Raw genomic sequence first — 24,669 nt, 5'->3', positions numbered from 1 at the left:
TGGAAATGGTTTGCCCGCGGCTGTTTGCCATTCCCATTCCGACTGACTCATGCCCGAATTTAAGAAAGCGACGCTTGCCAGTGGATTGCGTGTCGTTGCCGAAACCGATCCGCGAAGCTATTCGATGTCGCTGGGCTACTTCGTTCGCGCCGGTTCGCGAAACGAATGTGACTTGCAATCCGGTCTGAGCCACTTCTTAGAACACATGATGTTCAAGGGCACCGATCGACGCAGCGCCGAAGACGTCAATCGCGAACTCGATGAACTCGGCGGCCAATCCAACGCTTACACTTCCGAAGAGCAAACGGTTTATTACGCAACCGTGTTGCCAAAATTTCAGGACCGCATCGTCGATTTGCTGACCGACATGATGGCACCGGTTTTGGACGCGAGTGAGTTCGAAACCGAACGCCAAGTGATTCTCGAAGAGATCGCCAAGTACGAAGACCAACCTCCGTTCGGCGGTTTCGAACGGGCGATGGAAATCTTCTTTTCTCCGCGTGGTTTGGGGCGTCGTGTCCTTGGCACGGCCGAGTCGATCGAAGCGATGACCGCCGAACGGATGCGAGATTACTTTCTCGAACGCTACCGTCCCGAGAACATCGTTGTCGCCGCAACCGGCAACGTTGACTTTGATGGCTTGGTCGCCGAGATCGAAACGCGGACAAAGGCCTGGGGCGATCGGAAGCCGACCGAGACATTGCCCGATGACGACCTCAATACGATCCCGGTGGGCATCGAACTTGATACGGACCTTTCTGCCCCCGATGCCGCTCAGGCGTATGCGATCCGAATCGGCGACGGTCCTTCGTCCGACTCCGCCGATCGTTATGCGACTCGGTTACTCGCGTCGATCTTAGGCGATGAGGGCGGAAGCCGAATGTTTTGGGAACTGATCGATACCGGTCGGGCTGAGATCGCGACCTGCTGGCCACAAGAGTTCAGTGATTGCGGTGCCTGGTTCACGTACTTGGTCTGCGCACCGGAAGACCTGCAATGCAATCTGCGGTTCATCCAAGACATCACCAAAGGCTTGGTCCAAGAAGGCGTCAAGCCGGACGAGCTACGGCAAGCGATCAACAAAACGCTCGCCGGTTACATCATGCAAAGTGAACGGCCCAGCAATCGACTGTTCAGTATCGGCAGCCGAGCCCTGGTCCACGATGACTATATGTCTCTCGATGATTCGTTGGATCAAATCAAAGCCGTCGACGCAGCGGCGATCGCCCGGGCGGCCAATCAATACCTGGCATCACCGACCAGAGAGATCATCGCGGCGGCAAAGTCATCGTAGTCCCCACAATCCCCGAGCACGGCCAGCGATTGCGTCGGTCACCGCCGCTCGATTTGTGACTCCCTCCGCTTGGCGGTATGATTGAACAAACCGTCGTCCGTTATCAATCCGAATTCTGGGTCTAGACAATGCCGGTGTTGCTCGAAGGCACCGCCGTGGTGATTCGCAACGATGCGCTCGACCGCTGTTTAGACGGTGGGGCCGCAGACTTTCACACGATCGCCCCCAATTCGATGTCGTTCGGCGATGGCGAGCTTTCCCAGGCCAGTTTTATGTCGCCGCGTGACGCGGAGATCTTCTTCGAAAAGCTGGTGCTGATGGGACTTCGAGGCGAAGGCGATTCGCCGGAGGTGGTTCTCGTCGACGCCCACCACCAATCGGTGACCCCGGAATGCGAATGGTTGCAGCTGATGGAATACAAAGGCAACCTGATTGCCAGCTTGGTTGGCAATGATTCCAACGTTGTCGTGGCCCCGGAAAGCTGGGATCCCGAACAGGGGCCGACGCTTCAGCACATGTCCGCCGACGAAGTCCGTGATCGCTTAGAGTTCGTCCGCCGTGAAGACAAAGTCGACGTTTACCGCGACCGAGAAACCGGCGAACTGCTTTATAGCGCTCGTATCAACGACACGCCCGAAGAAATGTATCAAGTCGCGGCAAAGGCGGTGCTGGAAAACATGCGGATGCCCGGCGGCCCACCGCTGAAACGCCCGGCCCAAAAACAAGTCCGCGAAGCGATCGGTGCGTTGCAACAGTTGCTCAGCCGACACGAAGAATCTTGGCGGATCTGGTTCCTACTGGGGAAAGCCTGGCACTCCGTGCAGCGTTTGTCACGTTCCGTGCAAGCTTACGAACATGCCGACGAAGTTTCAGATGAACCACAAACGGTCATCCTCAAAGAGTGGGCCGGTGTGTTGCTGGAGATGGGCAAGACCGGCGACGCAGTCGAAATCGGGGAACGCGCCGTCGCGGTTCGTCCAAACGACGTTGAATTGCTAGGCAACCTTGCCGTCGCGTATCTGCTAGACGAACGTGTGCAATCGGCCGTGAAAACGATCCGTCACGCGATTGCGATTCAGCCCGATGATCAAACCAACAAATTTCTCGCCAAACGAATCGATGCCGTTAGCACAGGCGAATCGCGAATTCCGCGTTCGATCGCCGAACTCGAAGGCCGCTCAAGACTTGGTGACCCGGCGCGATTTCGGAATCAAGGAAACGTGGACGAGCGGCGTGGCTCGAAGTCCTCGTGGCTTAAACGCTGGGTCGATTTTTGGTTAGGACGTCAGAACAAGTAAGGGCGTAGGTGAACCGGGGAGTCCAGAAGCGGGCCGCCGGGCGGGGGCGAATCAAGAGGATTTTTAGTCACAGGCTATACTGTCGATGACGATGGTTTTGTTGTCGTCTCGCTCATTCCCACGCCCAACGCCATCTTGTGACCGGAAAAATCGCTGCATCCGATTCAGACGACCGATGGCGCGAGGATCCCTCATCGCGTTTCAAGCAAGTCACGCAGCCGCAGCCTGCGCCGCAGCCCAGCCCACCGGCAAGCTCTGCCCCGCCACCGTTGCAACTCGCGCCGCCGAACGCACGGGTAATCGGGACATCGGATCAAACGCAGCGATCGGACCCCGCCCCCGCAGTGGTGCCGCCTCAATCACAGACGACGCTTCCTGAAACGCTTGCCGATCACACGATCGAAGGTAACGAGCGTCGCTGGCAAGACATCGTCAGCTCTGCTCGGACGTCATCGTGGCTACTCAGTCTCGCGATCCACCTCGGCCTACTGATCCTGTTGGCTTTGCTGACGTTTCGACTTGGCGGAAACGACACTGGCATCGCAATCGAAGGCTCACGCTCGACCAGTGCAAGTGACGCAAGACTTGAATCGGTCTCGGTCACGCCGGATTTAGCGACCGACAATGACCAGCAGCTCGACACGCAAGTCGAGGTCAATGTGATGCAACCGGAGAAGGATCTGGCAACGATCCAAACCGATTCGGTCCTGCCCAAGAACCCACTGGAGCTTTCCGAGCACGGACTACTTGAAGGCGGAGGTGGTCCTCAAGTCAGCCAAATGATGATGTACATGGGAGGCGGCGGCATGTCGGCGCGGACTCCCGAGGGAAGGATTAAATACGGAGAACAGTTCGGTGCGACATCGGAAAGCGAAGCCGCGGTGGAGCAGGCGTTGCGCTGGTTGCAGACGCACCAACAGTCGGACGGTTCGTGGTCATTCAATTTGGATTTAGCACCTTGCGGCGGCCGCTGCCGTCACGGCAAACCCGCGTCCGAGTCAACGCCGACCCCGAAAACGGCTGCCACCGGCTTAGCTTTGTTGGCCTTCCTTGGCGCCGGCTACACGGCAGACGTCGGACCCTACCAAGACACCGTTCGCAAGGGAATCTATTATCTAAAGTCGGTGGCGTTGGAGACCCAGGTCGGATTCGATTGGCAACAGGGCGGTAGTATGTATGGCCATGGTATCGCTACGTTGGCGATGTCCGAAGCCATGGCGATGATGAAGATCAATGGGCAAGTCGACAGCGACTTGTTTCATCACGTCCAACAAGCGGCCAACTTTACCACTCATGCCCAGCATCCCAACGGATCGTGGGGATACACCCCTGGGCGGCCCGGAGACATCACCATCACAGGTTGGCAAGTTCTGTCGTTGGTGACCGCAAAGAAGGCAGGCGTACAAACCCGTAGCGATACGTTTCCGCGTGCGAAACGGTTTGTGATGAGCGTGCGTGACGAACCACGATACCAGTTCGGATACAACAGCCCCAAGCCGGAAAAGACCACGACGGCAATCGGTCTGACGCTGTTGCTGTACCTTGGGCAACAACCTGGCTTGTCGTTCTTTGATCGCGAACTCGACCGAATCGCCGAACGAGGACCAACGCTGACGAACGTTTACCATGATTATTATGCAACGATGGCGCTTCACCATATACGCCATCGCGACTGGGAAGCCTGGAACACGCAGTTGCGAGATCATCTGGTTCGAACGCAGTCGAAAACGGGACATGAAGCCGGCAGTTGGCACTTCAGTGACAAGTGGGGCAACGTCGGTGGGCGGCTCTACACGACCGCCATGTGCGCGTTGATTCTTGAGGTTTACTATCGCTACCTACCACTTTACGAAGCCCCGGAAGAGTTCCCGTTGTAGCGGAATAACGAACACCGTCGTGGTGGGTGAATCCTGGGTTTGGTCGTCAATACTGGTTGGACCGGCTGGCGGCACCCTCTTGTTCCCGTCCGGGACGTGCGTGGGCAACTCTAAACGATGGACTTGCAGGCGATCACCGATAGGCATATCGCCGCGATTTAAATCCCGGGTAAGAACGTATCCGGATAGCTAAGCGGTGTGGATGGCGCGTTTGTCGACGGCCAGGGCGGCTTCGTGAAGCGATTCGGCGAGCGTCGGGTGTGCGTGACAAGTACGCGCGATGTCTTCACTGCTGGCACCAAATTCCATTGCCGCGGCGGCTTCGGCGATCAAGTCTCCGGCGCGGGCGCCGATGATATGGATGCCCAACACGCGATCGGTCTCTTTGTCCGCCAAGACTTTGACGCGTCCGTCGGATTCGCCCAGCGTCTGGGCACGGCCGTTGGCCCCATAAAACCCGATGCCCTTCTTGTAGGCGATGCCGGCTTCTTTAAGTTGGTCTTCGGATTTACCAACACTGGCGATCTCTGGGTGGGTGTAAACGATTGCCGGGATGACATCGTAGTTCACGTGCGTTGGCATTCCCGCCATGCGTTCGATACAGACGATCGCTTCTTCCATCGCTTTGTGAGCCAACATGGCTCCGCCGATGCAGTCACCGGTCGCAAAGACATTTTCGGCGGACGTTTCAAAATTCTCATTCACGGCGATGAAGCCATAACGATCGGTCTCGAGACCAATCGACTCAAGACCGATTTCGTCTGTCGCCGGTCGACGTCCGGTTGCGAGCAAGACGCGATCACATTCGATCGGGTCGCCGTCTTGAATTTCGACGATGCACTTGTCGCCTTTGACGGTCGCAGACTTGACGAATGTTTTGGTATGAATTTTGATCCCTTGTTTCTTGAACTGGCGATCGGCGAGTTTGGCAATGTCGGCATCGATGCCGGGGAAAATCCGATCGGCCGCTTCGAGCACAATGGTTTCGCTCCCCAACCGGTTCCAAACGCTTCCGAGTTCCATTCCGATGTAACCACCGCCGATGACGACCAGACGTTCGGGGACCTCGGGGAAGCTCAACGCGGTCGTGCTATTTCCGATGCGATCGCCGTCTTCTTCGACCCCGCGCAAACCGGCGGGGACACTTCCGACCGCGATCAGGATTCGATCTGCTTCGATCGCGACATCTTCTTTGCCGCTGACGATCACCGTATTGAGGTCACGCAGTTTGCCACGTCCGTTGTAAGGCGTGACCTTGTTGGATTTGAAAAGCATGCCGATGCCGCCGGTCAGAGTGTCGACGATCTTGGCTTTTCGCTGCATCATTTTGTCGAGATCAAGCTCCAATCCGGAAACTTTCAGGCCATGATCGGCGAAGTGGTTTTTTGCTTCGTCGTACAAATGGCTGGATTCGAGCAACGCCTTGCTAGGGATACATCCGACACGCAAGCAGGTTCCGCCGAACCGATCGTTCTCGTCTACGCATGCGACATCAAAGCCCAGTTGAGCGGCTCGGATCGCAGCGACATATCCTGCGGGACCACCTCCAAGGACAACCAGTTCATGTCGGACCGTTTTCATCGTATTTTGCCGATTCTTGTTTCGTGTACGTTCAATTGACAGGAGTCGCCGATGCCACACTTTACGGCGTAGACGATTCGCGGTAAATCACCGTGAAATTGGCTTGCCAGCGTGTATTCACTGGACTACCCAGTTCGTAGCGGGTCTCGTTACCATAGTCGACATTCAACCCGCGACCTCTGTTCCGGCTTCCTCCCACACTACCCTCGCCCGGTTTTCTTCCTTGGTCAAAAAAAGAATCCGAAAGTATGCCGGGCCGGTCTTAGCAGCGTTGTTGTTCCTGCTGGCGTTGCGTTTGTTGGTCAACGAAGCGCGACAGATCACCTGGGAAGAATTCAAACGCGGGTTCACCGGCGTCCCACTTAGCCAAATCTTGATCGCAGCCTTCTTGGTTGCGCTCAACTACATCATGCTGACGGCGTACGACATCTTGGCGCTGCGCTATGTCGCACGAAGTCTGCCGCTGCGGCGAGTCTTGCTGGTTTCGATCTCCGGATTCTCATTGGGCAACAACCTGGGGACCTTGCTCGCCGGGGCGCCGATCCGTTTCCGGTTTTATTCTCAGTGGGGGCTGTCTCCTGGTCAAATCGTCGCCTTGATCTCCGTTGTCGGCTTGACGTTTTGGAGCGGGTGGTGGTTCCTTGGGGGGATGGTTCTGATCTGGGTGCCGCTGCAGCTCCCCAAAGACGTCGCGTTACCGTTCGGAACTCAAACGTTTGGTTGGATTTTGCTTTCGTTGGCGCTGGGGTATTCCCTGGTGTGTTTCCTTTGGCGAAAGCCCTGGCCGATTGGGGAATTGCATCTCCGTCCCCCACGTCCAGGTTTGATGTTTGTCCAGGCGTCCGTCGCGGCGACCGACCTGCTGATTTCGGCGACGGCGTTGTACTTGGTTTTGCCGGGGGATTCGGTCGTGCCGTTCGCCCAGGTTCTGGCGGCCTTCTTGGTCGCAATTGGTGTCGCGATGATGACTCAAGTCCCCGGCGGGCTGGGGATATTGGAAGTGATCTTGTTGGCGCTACTCAAAGGTTCGGTCGGAGATTCCGTGCTCGCTTCGGTGCTGATCTTTCGAATCTTGTATTACTGGCTGCCATTGCTGGCGGGAATGACCTGCCTGGTTGGTCATGAGATTCATAGCGGAGCTCAAGCGGCAAAACTGGCTGCGAACGTCACCGATATCCAGCTCGGTGACGAAGTTGAGCCTGCTGGCGAACTTGATGCGTCGGAAGAAAACGCTGTGTCCAAATCAACGGACGAGCCAAATAGGCCTCCCCCGCAGTGACGTCGTCATAGGACGGTGAAAATGCGGGCGCATCAACGAGGAATTTGTACGAATCCATTGCTGCGATTTTGGGTATGATAGTGGGTGATTCCCACCCCGCCATTGATACCCCGCCACGATGATTCTTTCGCTCCGTCGACTGCGAACGAGCCTGCCGACCTGGATCGGCATTGGGCTCGTTTGTCTGCCGAACCCAACCAGCTCGGCGAATGACGCCCCGGTCAATTTTAATCGAGAAGTACGACCGATCTTGGCCAAGCATTGTTACGCCTGCCATGGTCCCGATGAAGAAACGCGAGCCGCCGATTTGCGACTCGATACAGAATCTGGATCACGAGCCGATCTCGGCGGCTATCGCGCGATCGAACCGGGTGACCCCGAGGAAAGTGAGTTGGTGTTGCGAATCACCAGCGACGACGATGATCTGCGCATGCCACCGGCGGACAGTCATCGACCTTTAAAGGCATCGGAGATCGAAACGATTCGACGCTGGATTGCCGACGGAGGTAAGTACGAACGTCATTGGGCGTTCGTGCCGCCGACGTTGCCAAAGGTCCCGCGCCCTCGAAAGTCATCCGTCGAACGGTCAGCCAGCTGGTGCCGAAGCCCCATTGATCGCTTCGTGATCGCTCGACTTGAACAAGCCGGCTTAAGTCCCAATCGAGAAGCCGACCGTGTCAGTCTGGTTCGTCGTCTTTACTTGGACTTGCTTGGCATCGTCCCGCCGATCGATGTCGTCGATGGGTTCTTGGCCGACAAACGGCCCGATGCTTACGAACGGTTGGTCGATCAGCTTCTGGCATCACCGCGCTACGGGGAACGTTTCGGGCGATCCTGGTTGGACCTTGCCCGCTACAGCGACACCAACGGGTATGAAAAGGATCGCCCGCGAACAATTTGGCCCTATCGCGATTGGGTGATCCAGGCGATGAACCAAGACATGCCTTACGATCAATTTTCGATCGAGCAGCTTGCCGGCGATATGCTTGATGACGCAACCTTGCAGCAAAAGATCGCGACTGGGTTTCATCGCAACACCATGTTGAACGAAGAAGGCGGCATTGATCCGTTGGAGTATCGTTTCTATGCGATGGTCGATCGCGTCGCGACGACGGGGACGGTTTGGATGGGGCTGACGACCGGCTGCGCCCAATGTCATACCCACAAGTTCGATCCGATCACGCACACCGATTATTTCGGTTTGATGGCGTTGATGAACAACGCGGACGAACCGGAAATGAATGCCGATCCCGCATCGGTCGTTGCCAAGCGACAAGCGATCGAGCACCAAGCCGATGCGCTCGAACGTGAAACCGTTCAGCAACTATTGTTCGCCGACGATAAAGACCCCACTGCGTCAGAGCAATTCGACCATTGGTGCCAACAGCGGATCGATGAATTATCGGCATGGGAAACACTGGTTCCCGGCGAGATGAAGTCGACGATGCCGATGCTGGAATTGCTTGATGACGGATCGATCTTGGCATCCGGTGATGCGACCAAGCGAGACGTTTATACGTTGACGATGCCGCCGACCGATGGGAAACCGATTACGGCGATTCGATTGGAAGCCCTTACCCACGCATCGCTGCCGGCCCGGGGCCCTGGGCTGGCTTTCTACGAAGGCCGGCGCGGCGATTTCTTCCTGAGTGAATTGAAGGTATTCGCTGGCGAGCAGTCAATCGAACTCGCCGTAGGAACAACATCGATCCCCAATTCAAAACCGGGTAACGGAAAAACCTACCCTGGCAACGTGCTTGACGACGACGGATCGACCGGTTGGTCGATTCCCGGCGGGAGCGGTCAAACACATCGATTGGTGATTCCGCTCGCCCAACCGATGACGTTTGAAAACCCTTGGACGATCGAGCTATTGTTTGAGCGTCACTACGTCGCCGGTCTCGGGCGCTTCCGAGTCTCGGTGACCTCCGACGAACAGCCGCAAGCTTCGGTGTTGCCGGTCGAAGTTCAGCAACAAGCACGCCTCGCCTCGGAATCATCCGAGCAGCTTTCGAAATGGCCGACAGATGTGCTTCAAACGCTGGCGATCGAGTTCTTGCGACAAGCACCGGTGATGAAGGAGCAACGTCAACCGATCGAAAAACTGCGTAAGTCTGCACCGTCCGGTGTGCGAACACTCGTTATGCGAGAGCGGCCGATCGGGCACCCACGAGAAACCCGACGGCACCATCGTGGTGAATATTTGCAAGCCAAAGAAGTCGTGCAGCCGGCCGTACCAGAATTTTTAGCGGACGCATCGTCAAAGCAACCGGAGAACCGATTAGAACTCGCCGAGTGGTTGGTTAGTGAAAACAATCCTTTGGTCGGTCGCGTGACGGCAAACCGGGCATGGCGTCAATTCTTCGGCACCGGGATTGTCAAAACGTCCGGTGACTTTGGCACCCAAAGCGAGCTTCCGTCACACCCGGAGTTGCTTGACTACCTCGGTCAACGGCTTCGTGATCAAAGTTCGACCGGTTGGGATTGGTCTTTGAAGCGGCTGCACCGCGAGATCGTCCTTTCGGCAACTTACCGCCAGGCCGTCGGACCGGCACCGGCGACGGATCCGGAAAACCGATTGTTGTCGAGTTTTCCGTATCGCCGGTACGACGCCGAACGAATTCGCGATGCGTTTTTGTCCGCATCGGGCTTGATCGCGAATCAAATTGGCGGCCCCAGCGTCCGCCCGCCGCAACCGGATGCGGTGACACAGATCGCTTATGGCAAGCCCGCTTGGCCGGTATCGTCCGGCAGCGATCGGTATCGCCGTTCCTTGTACACGTTCAGTAAACGTACTGCCCCCTTTGCCGCCTACGCGACCTTTGACGGTCCATCGGGTGAGATTTGCCTTGCCAAACGCGATCGAAGTACGACGCCGCTTCAAGCGCTGACACTGCTCAATGACGGCATGTATATCGAGATCGCTGATGCGTTGGCCAAGCAAGCCATCCGTGACTGCGGCGGAACAGAAGCGTCGCCCGATCAAATCATCACGCGTTTGTTTCGCCGCGTGTTGTCACGTTACCCAAGCGACGACGAGCTCGATTCGATCCTCGCGTTTTATGACTCACAAACCGACCACGAAAGTCCATGGATGTTGGTCGCTCGCGCATTGATGAACTTAGACGAGGCTATCACGACGCCATGATCAACCCACTCAAAGCGGTCACACGCCGCCAACTGTTCCAAACCTGCGGTGTCGGCCTGGGAAAGATCTCGCTGGCTTCGATGCTGGCCACCGACCTTGCCGCCGCGTCAAGCAGCGGATCGCAAAACCGTGATCAGTCCGGTCCTGGACTTCATCACCCCGCCAAAGCGAAGCGGGTGATCTATCTATTCATGGCCGGTGCCCCCAGCCAGTTGGATCTATTTGATTACAAGCCGAAGCTCGTTGAACTAGAAGGCAAACCGATACCGCCGTCGGTAATCGCCGGCCAGCGATACGCATTCATCCAACCTGACGCGGCGGTTTTGTCGCCGCGATTTAAATTCGCACGGCACGGCCAATCCGGGGCGCAGATCTCTGAAGTGATGCCGCACTTGGCAGAAGTCGCCGATGATATCGCTCTGATTCGCAGCGTCCACACCGACCAGTTCAATCATGCCCCCGCACAAATCTTCGTCAACACCGGCAGTGGTATTCCGGGGCGTCCGGCGATGGGATCTTGGTTAACCTATGGCCTGGGAAGCGAAGCGGATGACCTGCCAGGGTTTGTCGTGCTGAAAAGCGGCGGGAATCTTTCTGGCGGCGCCGCGATGTGGAGCAACGGATTCCTTCCGGGCGAGCATCAGGGCGTACCTTTTCGAGCCAACGGTGATCCCATTTTGCACGTCGCCAATCCGGAGGGTATTTCCGATCAATCCCAGCGAGCGACGTTGGATCTGCTTTCCAAACTAAATCAAAAGCGTTTCGATGCACTTGGGATCGACGCGATCGGTTCGCGGATTGAATCGTACGAGATGGCGTATCGAATGCAGGCTCGCGCCCCCGAGTTGATGGATTTTTCCGACGAATCCGACGACACACTCGCGATGTACGGTATGTCGCGTGATGACACAGGATCGTTCGCAAAAAATTGCTTACTGGCCCGTCGGTTGGTCGAGCGGGGCGTCCGCTTCGTTCAGCTTTATCACGCGGGCTGGGATCATCACAGCAATGTCGAAAACGGGCTGAAGGGCCAATGCAAACAAACCGATCAAGGTTGCGCGGCCCTACTGAAGGATCTGAAGCGGCTTGGGATGCTCGACGACACATTGGTCGTTTGGGGAGGGGAATTCGGACGAACGCCAATGGTCGAAGCCAGCGCGGCACTCGGCCGTACACTTGGTCGCGATCACCACCCCCAAGCGTATACAATGTGGATGGCTGGCGGTGGGATTCGTCCCGGACAGACCATCGGGGAGACCGATGAACTTGGTTTTCATCCGACCGAAGACCCGGTGCATGTCCACGACCTGCAAGCGACGATCCTGCATCAGTTGGGAATCAATCACGAACGATTGACCTTTAGCCATGCCGGTCGTGACTTTCGCCTGACCGATGTGCACGGGCATGTTGTCGACAAACTGGTGGGATAACGTTGATGTTACGAAGCGACCAATGGCTGAGACGAATGGGGATCGGGTGTGCCTTTTCTATGGCAATCTTGTCTCAGGGTCACGCCTTCGGAAACGAATCCGCCGAGGTCGATTTCGAGACGCACGTCGCACCCATCTTTCGTGATCACTGCGTCGAATGCCATTCGGCCGATGATCAAAACGGCGGGCTACGACTGGATCATCCTTCGGCGATCACCACCGAAGGTGACTCGGGCAAACATTCGATTGTTTCGGGTGACCCGCGAAACAGCGAAATCCTGGTTCGTGTGCTTTCCAATAACGAAGACGACCAAATGCCGCCCGACGGTGATCGTCTGACAGATCAGCAAATCGACACGTTACGGGCCTGGATTTCCGCCGGTGCGGCTTGGCCGCAAGACCCCGATCATTCGGGTGATCCGATCGATGAATCCGAAACGCACTGGGCGTTCAAGCCCCTTTGGCATGCCACCCCGCCGAGCGACCGTTCCGGTTGGTCTTTATCACCGATCGATCAATTCGTCGCTTCCCGTCGCAGTGACGCAGGTTTGACGGCCGCCAATGATGCCGATCCGATCGCTTTCCTTCGACGTGCCACCTATGACTTGACGGGACTGCCGCCAACGCCCGGCGAAGTCGATTCGTTTTTGCAACGTCACAAGCAAGTGGGACTTGATCAAGCGATCCGAGAGTTGGTCGAACGCCTGCTTGCCAGCCCAAGTTATGGTGAACGATGGGGACGCCATTGGATGGATTGGGTGCGGTATGCCGACACCGCCGGTGACAATTCGGACTATCCGATCCCGCAGGCATATTTGTATCGCAACTACATCATCGAATCGCTCAATCAAGACGTCCCCTACGATCGCTTTGTGACCGAGCAGTTGGCCGGTGATTTGCTGCCGGCCGAATCGATCGTACAACGCAATCGGCAACTGATCGCGACTGGATACCTGGCGATGGCGAGACGATTCGGTTCGCTTGTCGAGCGTTACCCGTGGCACCTGACGATCGAAGACACGATCGACAACGTCGGTAAAACCATGCTCGGTATGACACTCGCTTGTGCGCGATGTCATGATCATAAGTTTGATCCCGTTTCGACTCGCGAGTACTACGGGTTGTATGGTTTCTTCGCGAGCACCCGTTATCCGTTCCCAGGGATTGAACTGTTCAAAGCACAACAGGATTTCGCTAGCCTGCTTGATCCCGCTGCAACTTCGAAGCACCTTTCGGAGTACGAACCAAAAACGAATAAACTGACCACCGAGTTGAATCAGCAGCTTGAGCGTTGTCGCGTGCAAGCGGTCGAGAACGCGGAGCGTGAAAAGTCTTGTTCGCTTGACGAGAAACGCAAGATGCGTGATGAGCTTGATGGGATGCTGATCAAAGCGCGAAGGGCGGGTGAGAAGTTAGCCGCCCACCTTCGTGAAATCCCCGATTACCCAACCGCGTATGCAGTCTCGGATGCTGTTGCGACCAATGCCCGTATCCAGATAAAGGGCGAACCGACGCGTCCCGGCGGCGAGGTTGTGCGTGGCTTTCCCGCGGTCCTCGGTGGTCAAACCCTCGACAGTGAAACCGCGGCACAATCGAGCGGTCGATTGCAATTGGCGAATTGGGTGACTTCGGCAGACAATCCGCTATTCGCACGCGTGATCGTCAATCGCGTTTGGCAAAAACACTTTGGGACCGGCCTCGTTGCCTCGACAAGCGACTTTGGACTCCGAGGCGAAAAGCCTTCGCATCCGTCGCTGCTAGATTACTTGGCAACTCAATTCATCAACGACGGTTATTCGATCAAACAGTTGCATCGACAGATCATGACCAGTCGGACATACCGATTGGCCAGCATCGGCGACCCTGACAACGCCGTCAAAGACCCAGGCAACCGCTTGTTGTGGAAATTCAATCGACAACGGCTCGATGCCGAATCGATTCGCGATACGTTGCTCGTTCTTGCCGGCCAGCTCGACACCGCTCCGCAAACCGAGCCATTTCCCTTCCCCAAGAAGTCCGACTGGTCGTTCACCCAGCACCATCCGTTTAAAGGCGACTACCCCAACCAGAAACGAAGCGTCTATCAATTGACCAAGCGTTTGACGGTGGGCACCTACCTGCAGACCTTTGATGGGCCAGACCCGAACGTTTGTACGGCTGAACGCGACCAATCGGTCACATCGCTTCAAGCGTTGTACTTTTTCAATGATGATTTCCTACACGATCAATCATTACAGTTTGCCGATCGATTGCTCGAAGCATCGTCGGAACAAGGCGAACGAATCGACGTAATGTTTCGAAAGATCTTGAATCGCCCTCCGGACGAAGACGAAATCAAACTTGTGTCCAGTCATTTGCAATCTGCCCGGGCGGCTCTCGAAAATACGTCGGCCGGCGGTCAAGTTGCTAATCAACGCGCTGCCAATAAACGAGCGGTTTGGGCAAGCGTGATTCGGGGAATGTTTCGGTTAAACGAATTTCTTTATTTGGATTGATGTCATGCTGAACTTTCAAGCAAATCGTCGGACGATGTTGCGTTCAATGGTCGGCAGTTCACTGTTGATGCCGGGCATCGTTTCGCAGATATGTGCCGAGGAGGAGTCCAGTTCATTCAATCCGCTCGCCGCCCGGCCGTCGCACTTTCCCGCGAAGGCGAAAAGCGTCATCTTCATTTATGCTACCGGCGGCGTCTCACACATAGACACTTTTGATCCAAAGCCAACGTCAGGAGGCCGCGACGGTAGCGGAAAAGATCGCTTGATGGGCAACCTCTTCGGCGCCCAGCCCAGCCCCAACTGCGGTACCCTCGTCAGCGATCTGTTTCCCCACGTCAGAGATGTGATGGACGAGATCTGCCTGATTCGATCGATGAAGGCGTCACACTTCGACCATAGCGAAGCGACATTGGGCATGCACACCGGTTCGCCAACATTTGCTCGGCCGAGTATGGGATCATGGGTCAGTTATGGTCTTGGTAGTTTTAATCAAGACCTACCCGGGTTTATCGTGATCGCACCTCACCTGCCCTATGGAGGCACGCAAGTCTACGCGAGTGATTTCCTTCCGGCGTTTCATCAGGGCACACGTGTGATTCCGGGGGACAACCCGATCGCCAATCTTCGGCCACCCGGCCGAAGCGCAAAACTGCAAGAACTTGAAATCGACTTTGCCCAGCAGCTCAACCGACAACACCTCGCCGACCGCCCAACCGACTCGGCGCTCGCCGCAAGGATGAAGTCATTCGAGACCGCATTTCGAATGCAAGCGGCTGCCCCAGAAGCGTTCGATATCGATAGCGAACCCGAGCATGTCCGGCAGCTCTATGGTCTCGATCGCAAGACCAAAGGTCCCGGCAAAGATTTTGGTTGGCAATGCTTGGTGGCGCGACGTCTTGTCGAGCGGGGCGTCAGGTTTATCGAGTTGATTGATACCGGATCACGCCCAAACTGGGATAGCCATGGCGAGATGAACGAGCACAAGGACTTGGCGTACAACGTCGACCAACCGACCGCAGGGCTGATCAAAGATTTGCGTCAACGCGGAATGCTGGATGACACCATCGTGCTATGGGCGACCGAGTTTGGTCGGACACCGACACGAGAAGGAAAGAACGGCCGTGGACATCACCGTGACTGTTTCAGTGTATGGCTTGCCGGCGGCGGGTTTAAAGGCGGACACGTTCATGGCACGACCGATGAAATCGGCAAGTACACCGTGGAAAATCCCGTCGAGGTTCATGACCTTCACGCGACGGTCCTTCATCAACTGGGGATGGACCACGAACGGTTGACGTTCCGGCATGCCGGTCGTGACTTCCGTTTAACGGACGTGCACGGCAACGTGGTCAAGGAACTGATCGCTTGATCTCTTTCAACTGATCGAAAACAACTTTGGGATCGCGCAGATTTTCGCTCGCCAGTTGCGCTTGCTCGGCCCACCGATCGGCGGCGGAATGATTGCCGCTGAGTGAATGTAGCCGCGACAGTTCGATACAGCTTTTGGCGTACTCCCAGTGTCGGCCTTGACCTTTGGTCGCCGCGTACTGCTTTTCACGTTCGCTGATCGCGTTTTCCAGATTTCCAGTCTCCACGTGGAAGGCGGTCGCAAAATCATAGTTCAGCGCCGACGCGTGACACTTCGCTAGCGGGACGCTAGCTTTTGCAAACATCTTCTTCGCGAGTTCTGGTTCGTCGCGTCGCAACAATGCACGAGCCATCGCCATTAAAAGCGTCGTGTGGGCCGATGGTTTCGGCGGATTTCTTAAGCCTTCTTCTGCTAAATCAAACACCGCATCCCACTGCCCGTAGAACGATTGCAGCACCGCCATTCGCATGCATGCCGAACTGTAGTACTCGTACCCGCTATGCCGGCGGACGGATCGTAGCAAATAATCCAGGGCACGCGTTGCTTGGTCATAGCGACCGACTTCGGTGTAGACCGCTGCCATGTTTGACCAATACACGCAACCATGCTCAGGTTCTTCCTGGCAAATGGATTCCAAGTACTCGACGCCCTTTTCGATTTCGGCCAAGTACCCGAACGGATCGATGTCACCCATCCGGTCGATCGTCAACACGTTGACCATGATTTGCTGGGGCAGTCCGTTGTACCTGGGATGTCTGGCCTCGACGGCCGCTTTGGTCAACCCATGTAACGATTCGGAATAGCGACCGACCGAACAGGTTTCCATTCCTATCCACGCGTCGCACCAGAGTGCGAACGCTTTGTCACCACACGCCTGGGCGGCATCCTTGGCTTCACGGTAATAGATTAGTTTGACTTCCGGATCCTCTGCTTCGGTTGCTTCGGCGAACAACTCGAACATGATCCAGTCACTGGCGGTCGCGTCAGGGTTTTGATCCAGACATTCGACATGCTGTTGATACCAGTCCCAGACACTCATGGTGCGATCTCCATCAGAGCGCCGCTGAACGTATCGAACGACTGGATCATCTTTCGAGCATCCATCATCCGACCGCTGAACAGCTTTGCCATCTCGCATAACATTTCACAATACGGTGGTTCCAAGTTTCCTTGGCGTGCCGCGGCCGCCAACTGCCGGATCAACGGGCTGTTGGCGTTCAATGTCAAAACACCCTCGGTCGATTCTCCCGCACGTACAAGATTTTCGACGATGTCCGAAATCGCATCGGCGACACCGGGGAATAGTTGATCACCGGAAAGTGCTTCCTCCGATTCGGCGATGAATTCGGCATGCTGACTGTACAGGAACACTGCTGGAATTTCGTCGGGCTGAAAACGCGCGATGCGAGTATTTTCGTAGACCTTTCGAAACGCAACCAATAGGTCAGTAAAGCTATCTTCGGGAATGTCCCGCATCAACGTTTTCAAATCGGCGTCGGTGCGCACCAACTCGATCGAACGGTCTCGCCGAGCGAACTCTTTGAGAAATGGCAACACTCCGAACCAAGATGCGTCGATGACCGGTTTGGATTGGCCTTCAAGCAGTACCTGCTCGAAAAAGCTTGGCGAGTGTGTGGTTTCGTAATAGATCTTGTCGTCCGGGCATTGGGATCGATATTGGTCGACCGTCATCATCCCGCGTGTGGTGCGTAACTGGATGCAATCGGCGATATGATCAAAGAAATGATCGCAGGTCGCGGCCCACCCCATGATCAAGTCCGTGTGACAATCGACGATCATATTCCATCGCCGGAGGTCGTTTTCACAAAGTTCGCGAATACCTTGAAGCAACTGCTGTTCGATTGCTTCACAAACGAGTTCAAAGTTTTCGTCTTCGTGGATGTCTTCGCGAGATGCCGTCGGCTGCAGCATCGGTGATTCTAAGTATCCTCGAATGAATTTGGCCCAGTTCGGCAACAGCGAACGGTTGCTGTCGGTGATAAACATGTTGCGAATGTAGACCGTTGCGTCACCGAATTCATTCAAGGACACCGTCGATCGTGCCGGAACATAAACTACACCCGAAAGCGGAATCAGGATCGAATCGTGCCCCAGATCCAAACGCCAATCTTTCAATTGCAATTTCCACAGGCAATCTGCGGCGCGTGTTTGTGATTGGCCGAATTCATCCCATGCGGACTCGAAATCGACCTCTGCCCATGGGGCGATTTGCCGATTGACGGGAGTCCGCGATGGCGCGACATAAATCGGTACCGGTAAGAAATCACAATACCGCTCGACCAACTCGGCGATCGCGTCTTCCTGAAACAGAAACCGCATCGACGGCTTGCACGTCAGTCGTATTGTTGTGCCAATGTCTCGACGCGTACCTGCGCACATTTGATAGGTTTCGTTGCCTTGGCTGCGCCAAATCATGGGCTCGCTACCGGCCTGATATGACAACGTATGGACTTCGACTTCTGATGCGATCAAGAACGCACTGAGGAACCCAAGTCCGAACTGCCCGATCAATTCGCGATAACTTTCGGGATCGTTCAGTGCGGCTTCTTCGCGAAGTTGTCGCGTGTAACCTCGGCCGATGGTTGCGAGGTAATTGACGATTTCGTCTTCTGTCAGACCGCACCCATTATCATCGATGACTAAGATGCCTTCGTCCGCATCTATTGAAACACGGATCCGCGGTTGAAAATCACCGGGGGCTTCGATCCGGCGGCGACTGCAGGAATCGTGGGCGTTCTGAAGCAGCTCACGAAAGCCGACACGACGATCGGAATATAAGTGCTCGGCGAGTACTTTTAACAAGCCGGGAAGATGCAGATCGAACTTCGCGGTAGCAGGCGACGACATGAGATTCCCCCGTTAGTTGGATCGTCAAGTTGACTGTGCAAAGATGGGATTCATCTAGACGATCGCCAAAGATGCTTCCCGAAACGCAGTCGAGGAGGGAAGCCCGCCGTCGACCGGCGCGAGTTCTCCAGGTTCTATGGCTTGACGACTAAATCGCGGCTTCATGGAGTTGACCGTCGACCCTCATCGATCGATCATGTTCGACCGAACAATCGCGATGTTCGCTAAGAGCGGCCACGGGATTGCGAGCATCTTGGATTTCTCATTGGCAATGTTTTCTTAAACAACGGGATCGTAAACCGCGTCTTATGGTTTGCCGTCACCTTAGACGTCCTTACCATTAAACGCCTCTTGCGTCTCGAGCCCGATCGATGTTCCAAACCTTTCAACCACTGCCTCCCGTTGACAGATCCGGTGGACGCGTGGAACGATCGGTTGCCTTCATCGATCGCTCCCCGGTTGTCGTCTTCGAAAAGCAAGGCCAACCCCTCGCCCCGGCAGTCGACTGTGACTGGGAAGCGATCCTCGGAAGCTATGGCTGCGGCCCGGCGATCCGCCTAGAGTCGTCCGGCTGGAAGTGGTCTACCGCCGACAAACGCAACTTCAATTGTCATGCGTTGGCGATCGGATCGAGTGTTGGTTTGGGGCCCGACCAGTGGCTTGAGGGACTCGCCAGTCCGGCGACGATGCATCACAATCCGGTGGGAACGCTTTTGGCACGATGCTTTGAACGTATTTCGTCAAAGACTGTCACGTCCAAAGGGCGATCAGCAATCCGTGAACACGATGTCTTCGTATGCTACGACCGTGATCACGATCACTACGTCCATTCTGGATTTCTTAAATGGGTCGCCGGAATCCCGATGGCGATTTCGAAATTTGGCGAAGGACCGATCATGATCACCACGCTCAAGCTGATCGAACGCTTCTACCAAGGCGCATTCGACGAACTGCGTTGGTACCGTCCCAAAGAGTCGACTCAAAGGCGAGAGGCATTGAGGAGTCTGGACCAAGGCGATAGCCATTCACTCACCGGATCAGATTCTGCTTCATCCATGCCCTTCAGATGCCACGTGACCGCAACAGTCGCATTTGCGTAGCTTTACTCGGCGCTACTTCCGAACTTGCCTCCGGCTACGGAGTTCACCACGCAAAAATCGAGTCCGAGCAACGGGAAATCGCTGCTCAATCTCATGCATCGATACCGTTTTTGAATGGGAGTCACGCCAGCGGAGGTAGATAAGATAGGGACGATGGACCGATCCTGAAAGTGCTTGACCGAAAGTGATTCTGTACTATTCTACAGCCCAATGACGCGAAAGAGTTGAAGCTGCTAGTAACGGGTTCAGAGCGTGATGGCTAGTGATAACGAAAGCAATTTGTTGCTCGAGTTCGAATCGCAATTTCGCAGATTGGCTCATCGAATGCTCAGGACGTTTCCCGGGGTTCGTCGCTGGGAAGAAACAGATGACGTCGTGCAAGCGGCGCTGGTGCGTTTGCACCGATCGATTGAGTCGATACAAATCCAGTCTCCCTTGCATTTGCGCCGTCTTGCTGCGTTGCAGATTCGACGTGAGCTTCTTAATTTTGCGCAACGTCACAGCCGAAAAGGCTCGTACGCAGCCAACCACGAATCATGGCTCGGCAGTCTGCCCTCGATCCAGGATCGGCCGGATCATCCTACGTTGGAAGAATGGGGGCGATTTCATCAGTGCGTAGAAGAACTCCCGAAAGGCGTTTTGGAAGTCTTCGAAATGATTTGGTACACTGGGCTTTCGCAGCAGGAAGCGGCTCTCCAGTTGGGAATCAGTCTCAGGCAGTGTCAGCGACGTTGGACTACGGCACGGATGATGATTGCCCGGAAGGTTTGCCAACAGGCATTGCTTTCGTAGACCGGCTTTTCTGGGTTTTCGCGCGCGAAGCTACGACCATTGTCTATTTCCAATAATGACTCTTCCACGATTGGTTCTTCGACGGATAGGAACGTCGTATCAGAGAAGCTGCAACGTCTCTTGGATCGTTGGGAATCGCTGACAAAGCAGGGGCAGGATGTTTCTCTGGCTCACCTTTGTGAAGGCGATGAAGAGTTGTCCGACCAGCTGCAAGGTTATCTGCGATCGCTGGAGGCGTTCTCGCGATTCGAAGAGCAATTGGCGGACGAACTACCGGCTTCGATTGGTGAGTACCAAGTTTTATCAGAGATTGGCCGAGGCGGATTCTCCGTCGTCTATCTCGTTCAACAGCAAATGCCACCCCGAAAGGTCGCACTCAAGTTGTTGCATGACGTCACCGCACGTCCCAGAATCGAATCGCGATTTCGACTCGAGATTCAACTTTTAGCGGCGTTACAGCACCATCATATCGCTCGGATCTATGATGCAGGAGTCGTCGATTTTGGGGGGACGCAGCGTCTGTTTTTTACGATGGAATGGATCCGAGGTAAAACAGTTCTGGAGTACATTCGGCGGTGCGAGCAACATTCCGACTGGTCGCATCAAGACACGGTCGAACTGTGCCTGCCCTTTCTAGATGCTCTGGCGGTGGCACATGCCGAAGGCATCGTACATCGTGATTTAAAGCCGGCAAACTTGCTTGTCACTGATGATGGTGTTCCAAAGCTGATTGACTTTGGACTTGCGCGAATCCGTAGTGAGAACCAGGAAGGAGATTCAACAAATCAAACGGCTGAATCTTGGGCAGGAACACGTTGCTACATGAGCCCGGAGCAATTCGGCGGTGCCCCATTTCGAGTTGATTCACGCACCGATGTGTATGCGTTCGGGGTGGTGCTTTATCAGTTGCTCACAGACCGTCTGCCGTACAAGTTGGAGAACTTAACGCTGTGGCAGACTGCCGAAGTCGTACGTTCTCAATCGCCTGATTCACTGCGAAGGCTGAATCCAGCGATTGGGCGCGACCTGGAATTGATCATCGAGACAGCGCTCGCCAAGGATCCGGTCGAGCGTTATGAATCGATCGAGTCAATGCGTGAGGACCTACGTCGCTATCTCGATCACCGGCCTATCCTTACCAGACGCCCGAGCGCATTTGATGCGCTACGCAAATGGAGTAGGAGGTATCGCTTCGCAGCCTTGGTATCGTCTGTCGTTCTAGCACTGCTGATCTCACTTGCGATCGTAGCGTTTGGGTATGCGAAGCTCGCAAGGGATCGGTCAATGAGGTTAATGGAATCCGTTTCCCAATTGCAAACGCAACGAAGCAATCTAAAGAGGCTTAACGTCGAAATTGCGGATTCCAATCTGCGTTTAAAACGATCCGCGTTCAACCACACGCTCATGCGATTGGGGATGATGGCGTTGCATGAGCCAGACTTGGCTGCCCGCCAGTTAGAAGATCCAGCGTATTGTCCCGAGCATCTTCGCGGGTTTGCCTGGAGTTTGCTGCATCAACAATTGTCAAGTGAAACTCATGCATGGAATGCGGATGGAAAAGGATTGTTGGATGTTGCGGTTTCTGCTGATGGTTCTTGGGTTGTGACCAGTGGGCCCAATGGATTGGTGGCATGGGATACAGAATCGAAGCGAGTGTTAGCGAGATACGATCGATCAATCCGATCACCGGCTGTCAGACTTTCGGTCGATTCGATAGCGAACGCAGTGCTGTTCGTTGAGCAGGACGGCGCTGCGGCGAGACTGGATATCCGGCAAAACAAAGTCAGACGCCTGCCTGATATGTCGAAAGTTCCTCATTCTGCGATTGCGGTGATCGAAGGAACGTCAGACTTTTTGGTGGCTGATCAAGATGGATTGGTTGCGCGAATGAGTCAGCAAACGGAGGTCGAAGTCTGGCGGATTCAGTTGGCACGACTGCCGATCATTGCGCTATCGGTTGCCGAGGATGGAACTCGCTATGCCGCGATGTCGTCAACTGGGCAAGTTTTTATTGGAAATCTCTCGAGTGGTGAAGTTCAAGATAGACAACAAGTTTTAGATCGATCGGGTGAAACAATTCATGTCAATCGTGGACGGTTTTCCAGTGACCTCAGCATTGCCAGCCTTTGCAAAGAGGAAAACGGCACTTTGGTTTGGAACCTTCAATCGCGGGAAATCGTGCAGGCATACCGCAGCAACGGCTTTCGCCCCGATTTCGATTTCGTCCACCCGTCTGCTTTGTTCTCTCGGTACGTTCAGTCCGGGCGTGGCGAAGTCTGGTTGTCGGAGAACGGTAAAAGATTGGAAACTCTGTTTCGACATGACCAATCACTTGTCAACTTACGGTCCGAACCAACCCGAAAGACTGCGATCGAATTCCAGCCAGTCGCTCTTGATGTGTCTAACGATGGAAACGCGGTGGCAATCGCACTTCGTGGCGGCATAGTGTTAACAAAACAGCTGTCCGAAGGAGTTCAGTTTCCCGTTTGGCAGACGAACCAGCATACCGTTTCACATTCACGCTATTCTCCCCGCGGCGATCGTGTCGCGCTATCTCATGGTGGAGGTCAAATTAGCATCCTCGATTCCGAGACAGGGGACTTACTTCGCCAGTGGACAAGCCGAAGCCGAACAGTTTCGGACTTGAAGTTTCTTGATTCCGGTCGGTTGCTCGTTTCGGCAGATCGAGGACGGGGCGTTTCGCTGTGGGATGTCGAGACCGGTGAATTGCTTTCCAGATTCGATCATCCTACCGATATTCGAAGAGTGGCTGAACTTGATGATCGTCTTCTCATTGGCTTTCACGACGGGCGGGCCGCTTGGATGAGGGTCCAGCAGACGGCGGACGTCGCTGAACTGTTGGCCGATTCGGCGAGCAATCAACCGGTCCATACCTATGCCGTACACAAAGAAAACAATTGGATCGCATCTTTTGATGACGCTAAAAATCGAATTGAACTACGCGCAGTGACAGAACAAGGCGAGCTTTCCACGATCGCTTATCGAGATTTTATCGACATTCAGGCAATGGAGTTTCATCCATCGGGACGCTCGCTGGTTCTTGCCACGGAAGGTGGAACAGTCGCCGTTTGGAGCGTCCCAGAGCTACACAAAGATGTGACGCGTCAAATGAGAATCCGCCCGGCGACACAAATTGTCTTCACGAGGGATGGCCAGGCAATGGTCACGGGGCATGCCGATGGCGAGCTCATCGTTTGGGACGCTGTGGTATGGGAGCCGCAATTGTCAATTCGAACCGGGATTGCGCCAATCCGGACGCTCAGTCTGTCGCCAAGCGATGATCAGCTACTCGTAGGAGGGAAGGGAGATCATGTGATCGTGCTAGATACGAATTAAAAAATCCATCAATCAGGCAAAAACTCTCGTTTTGGATGTCGCAAAACCGGCGTGGAGTCTGCAGAGACGGGTGGATAGGTGTATATCGGCGATTTATACGACCGAAAAGCCTGATGAAATTCGATCTTAGATGTTCTTTGCGCGATTAGCATGACTCAGCCCACTTCGATTCGAAATCGTTTCGACCGTTCTTTACAACCAATTCGAAGCCAGTCGAGAATTCGTAATTCGCGTTTCCGACGTCCTCGTTTGGAGACATTAGAGCAGCGATACGTATTGGCAGCGGCGATTTGGGACGGTGGCGGTCCCGATCTGAACTGGAGTACGCCTGAAAACTGGATCGGAAACCAGATTCCGGCGTCAGGCGACGAAGTTACGATCGATGACGCGCGCAGTATCGAAGTCGTCTACGACATCGAAGAGCCGCTTTCGATCGCGAGTCTAAATCTGTCGGAGAGTTTGAAACTCACCGCGGGGGGGTTAACGGTTTCCGGATCAACCGTGATCGATGCCAATCGCAATCTCACTGTCGATGGGGCAAGTTTTCTCGCTCAGAGTACCACCACGTTCGACACCACCAGCTTATTTGTCTCCAATGGTGGTGTGCTGCGATTGCTCGGGGCGACTAGCTATACGAATACTAATACGAACAATGCTGACCGCTATCTGCGCGCGAGCGGCGTGGGCAGCGTTTTGTCGCTACCCAACCTAACAAGTCTGACGGGTGTACGAGACCCCTATGACGAAGTTCGCGTCGAAGCACTCAACGGCGGCGTGGTCG

The 24,669-nt window shown here is 55.2% G+C and carries 15 protein-coding genes; 12 read left to right on the top strand and 3 right to left on the bottom strand.

The features are described 5' to 3' along the window. Nucleotides 1-49: 49 nt before the first annotated feature. The 3 genes from FYC48_RS20785 (at nucleotide 50) to FYC48_RS20775 (ending at nucleotide 4,469) form a co-directional block, all read left to right on the top strand. Nucleotides 50-1,294, top strand: a complete 1,245-nt coding sequence (locus FYC48_RS20785) for a M16 family metallopeptidase (protein ID WP_149498725.1) — start codon at nucleotides 50-52, stop codon at nucleotides 1,292-1,294. Between the two features lie 128 nt (nucleotides 1,295-1,422). After that, a complete protein-coding gene (locus FYC48_RS20780; protein WP_149498724.1) occupies nucleotides 1,423-2,592 on the top strand; it encodes a tetratricopeptide repeat protein in 1,170 nt (389 codons plus the stop codon). A 137-nt stretch (nucleotides 2,593-2,729) separates the two neighbouring features. Next, nucleotides 2,730-4,469, top strand: a complete 1,740-nt coding sequence (locus FYC48_RS20775; protein WP_149498723.1) for a prenyltransferase/squalene oxidase repeat-containing protein — start codon at nucleotides 2,730-2,732, stop codon at nucleotides 4,467-4,469. 189 nt (nucleotides 4,470-4,658) lie between these two features. Here FYC48_RS20775 and lpdA read toward each other — a convergent pair whose 3' ends face one another. Continuing rightward, nucleotides 4,659-6,050, bottom strand: a complete 1,392-nt coding sequence (lpdA, locus tag FYC48_RS20770; RefSeq protein ID WP_149498722.1) for a dihydrolipoyl dehydrogenase — start codon at nucleotides 6,048-6,050, stop codon at nucleotides 4,659-4,661. A gap of 223 nt (nucleotides 6,051-6,273) precedes the next feature. Here lpdA and FYC48_RS20765 point away from each other — a divergent pair, with 223 nt between their 5' ends. The 5 genes from FYC48_RS20765 (at nucleotide 6,274) to FYC48_RS20745 (ending at nucleotide 15,771) form a co-directional block, all read left to right on the top strand. Beyond that, a complete protein-coding gene (locus tag FYC48_RS20765) occupies nucleotides 6,274-7,329 on the top strand; it encodes a lysylphosphatidylglycerol synthase domain-containing protein (RefSeq protein ID WP_149498721.1) in 1,056 nt (351 codons plus the stop codon). Nucleotides 7,330-7,447: 118 nt separating this feature from the next. Continuing rightward, nucleotides 7,448-10,477 (top strand): PSD1 and planctomycete cytochrome C domain-containing protein, encoded by a 3,030-nt coding sequence (locus FYC48_RS20760; protein ID WP_149498720.1) that lies wholly within the window; start codon nucleotides 7,448-7,450, stop codon nucleotides 10,475-10,477. Next, complete coding sequence (locus FYC48_RS20755; RefSeq protein WP_149498719.1) at nucleotides 10,474-11,907, top strand: DUF1501 domain-containing protein; 1,434 nt, start codon at nucleotides 10,474-10,476, stop codon at nucleotides 11,905-11,907. Before FYC48_RS20760 ends, FYC48_RS20755 begins: the two co-directional genes overlap by 4 nt. A 5-nt stretch (nucleotides 11,908-11,912) precedes the next feature. After that, complete coding sequence (locus FYC48_RS20750) at nucleotides 11,913-14,402, top strand: PSD1 and planctomycete cytochrome C domain-containing protein (RefSeq protein WP_149498718.1); 2,490 nt, start codon at nucleotides 11,913-11,915, stop codon at nucleotides 14,400-14,402. A gap of 4 nt (nucleotides 14,403-14,406) precedes the next feature. After that, nucleotides 14,407-15,771: a DUF1501 domain-containing protein gene (locus tag FYC48_RS20745; RefSeq protein WP_200836662.1), complete on the top strand. Its 1,365-nt coding sequence runs from the start codon at nucleotides 14,407-14,409 to the stop codon at nucleotides 15,769-15,771. Here FYC48_RS20745 and FYC48_RS20740 read toward each other — a convergent pair. Then, nucleotides 15,752-16,810, bottom strand: a complete 1,059-nt coding sequence (locus FYC48_RS20740) for a tetratricopeptide repeat protein (protein WP_149498717.1) — start codon at nucleotides 16,808-16,810, stop codon at nucleotides 15,752-15,754. The genes FYC48_RS20745 and FYC48_RS20740 overlap by 20 nt on opposite strands. Next, nucleotides 16,807-18,639: an ATP-binding protein gene (locus FYC48_RS20735; protein ID WP_149498716.1), complete on the bottom strand. Its 1,833-nt coding sequence runs from the start codon at nucleotides 18,637-18,639 to the stop codon at nucleotides 16,807-16,809. Before FYC48_RS20735 ends, FYC48_RS20740 begins: the two co-directional genes overlap by 4 nt. A gap of 371 nt (nucleotides 18,640-19,010) precedes the next feature. Between FYC48_RS20735 and FYC48_RS20730 the strand changes: the two genes are divergently transcribed. The 4 genes from FYC48_RS20730 to FYC48_RS20715 all read left to right on the top strand — a co-directional run. Continuing rightward, nucleotides 19,011-19,739 carry a hypothetical protein gene (locus tag FYC48_RS20730; protein ID WP_149498715.1) on the top strand — a complete coding sequence of 243 codons (729 nt, stop codon included), beginning with the start codon at nucleotides 19,011-19,013 and terminating at the stop codon, nucleotides 19,737-19,739. 255 nt (nucleotides 19,740-19,994) lie between these two features. Beyond that, nucleotides 19,995-20,531 carry a sigma-70 family RNA polymerase sigma factor gene (locus FYC48_RS20725; protein ID WP_149498714.1) on the top strand — a complete coding sequence of 179 codons (537 nt, stop codon included), beginning with the start codon at nucleotides 19,995-19,997 and terminating at the stop codon, nucleotides 20,529-20,531. A gap of 120 nt (nucleotides 20,532-20,651) precedes the next feature. Further along, nucleotides 20,652-23,888, top strand: coding sequence for a WD40 repeat domain-containing serine/threonine-protein kinase (locus tag FYC48_RS20720; RefSeq protein WP_160149670.1), 3,237 nt, complete (start codon nucleotides 20,652-20,654; stop codon nucleotides 23,886-23,888). Between the two features lie 150 nt (nucleotides 23,889-24,038). After that, the coding region (locus FYC48_RS20715; RefSeq protein ID WP_149498712.1) for a hypothetical protein at nucleotides 24,039-24,669 on the top strand (631 nt) is incomplete at its 3' end.

It is taken from the genome of Roseiconus lacunae, from assembly GCF_008312935.1.
GTDB lineage: Bacteria > Planctomycetota > Planctomycetia > Pirellulales > Pirellulaceae > Stieleria > Stieleria lacunae.
This window is presented reverse-complemented; position numbering and strand designations above follow the sequence as displayed.

What these genes read in the sequence shown, in the direction of transcription:
- FYC48_RS20785 (WP_149498725.1), top strand. Translation starts at nt 50, where the DNA reads ATGCCCGAATTTAAGAAAGCGACGCTTGCCAGTGGATTGCGTGTCGTT.
- FYC48_RS20780 (WP_149498724.1), top strand. Translation starts at nt 1,423, where the DNA reads ATGCCGGTGTTGCTCGAAGGCACCGCCGTGGTGATTCGCAACGATGCG.
- lpdA (WP_149498722.1), bottom strand. Translation starts at nt 6,050, where the DNA reads ATGAAAACGGTCCGACATGAACTGGTTGTCCTTGGAGGTGGTCCCGCA.
- FYC48_RS20760 (WP_149498720.1), top strand. Translation starts at nt 7,448, where the DNA reads ATGATTCTTTCGCTCCGTCGACTGCGAACGAGCCTGCCGACCTGGATC.
- FYC48_RS20755 (WP_149498719.1), top strand. Translation starts at nt 10,474, where the DNA reads ATGATCAACCCACTCAAAGCGGTCACACGCCGCCAACTGTTCCAAACC.
- FYC48_RS20750 (WP_149498718.1), top strand. Translation starts at nt 11,913, where the DNA reads ATGTTACGAAGCGACCAATGGCTGAGACGAATGGGGATCGGGTGTGCC.
- FYC48_RS20745 (WP_200836662.1), top strand. Translation starts at nt 14,407, where the DNA reads ATGCTGAACTTTCAAGCAAATCGTCGGACGATGTTGCGTTCAATGGTC.
- FYC48_RS20740 (WP_149498717.1), bottom strand. Translation starts at nt 16,810, where the DNA reads ATGAGTGTCTGGGACTGGTATCAACAGCATGTCGAATGTCTGGATCAA.
- FYC48_RS20735 (WP_149498716.1), bottom strand. Translation starts at nt 18,639, where the DNA reads ATGTCGTCGCCTGCTACCGCGAAGTTCGATCTGCATCTTCCCGGCTTG.
- FYC48_RS20730 (WP_149498715.1), top strand. Translation starts at nt 19,011, where the DNA reads ATGTTCCAAACCTTTCAACCACTGCCTCCCGTTGACAGATCCGGTGGA.
- FYC48_RS20725 (WP_149498714.1), top strand. Translation starts at nt 19,995, where the DNA reads ATGGCTAGTGATAACGAAAGCAATTTGTTGCTCGAGTTCGAATCGCAA.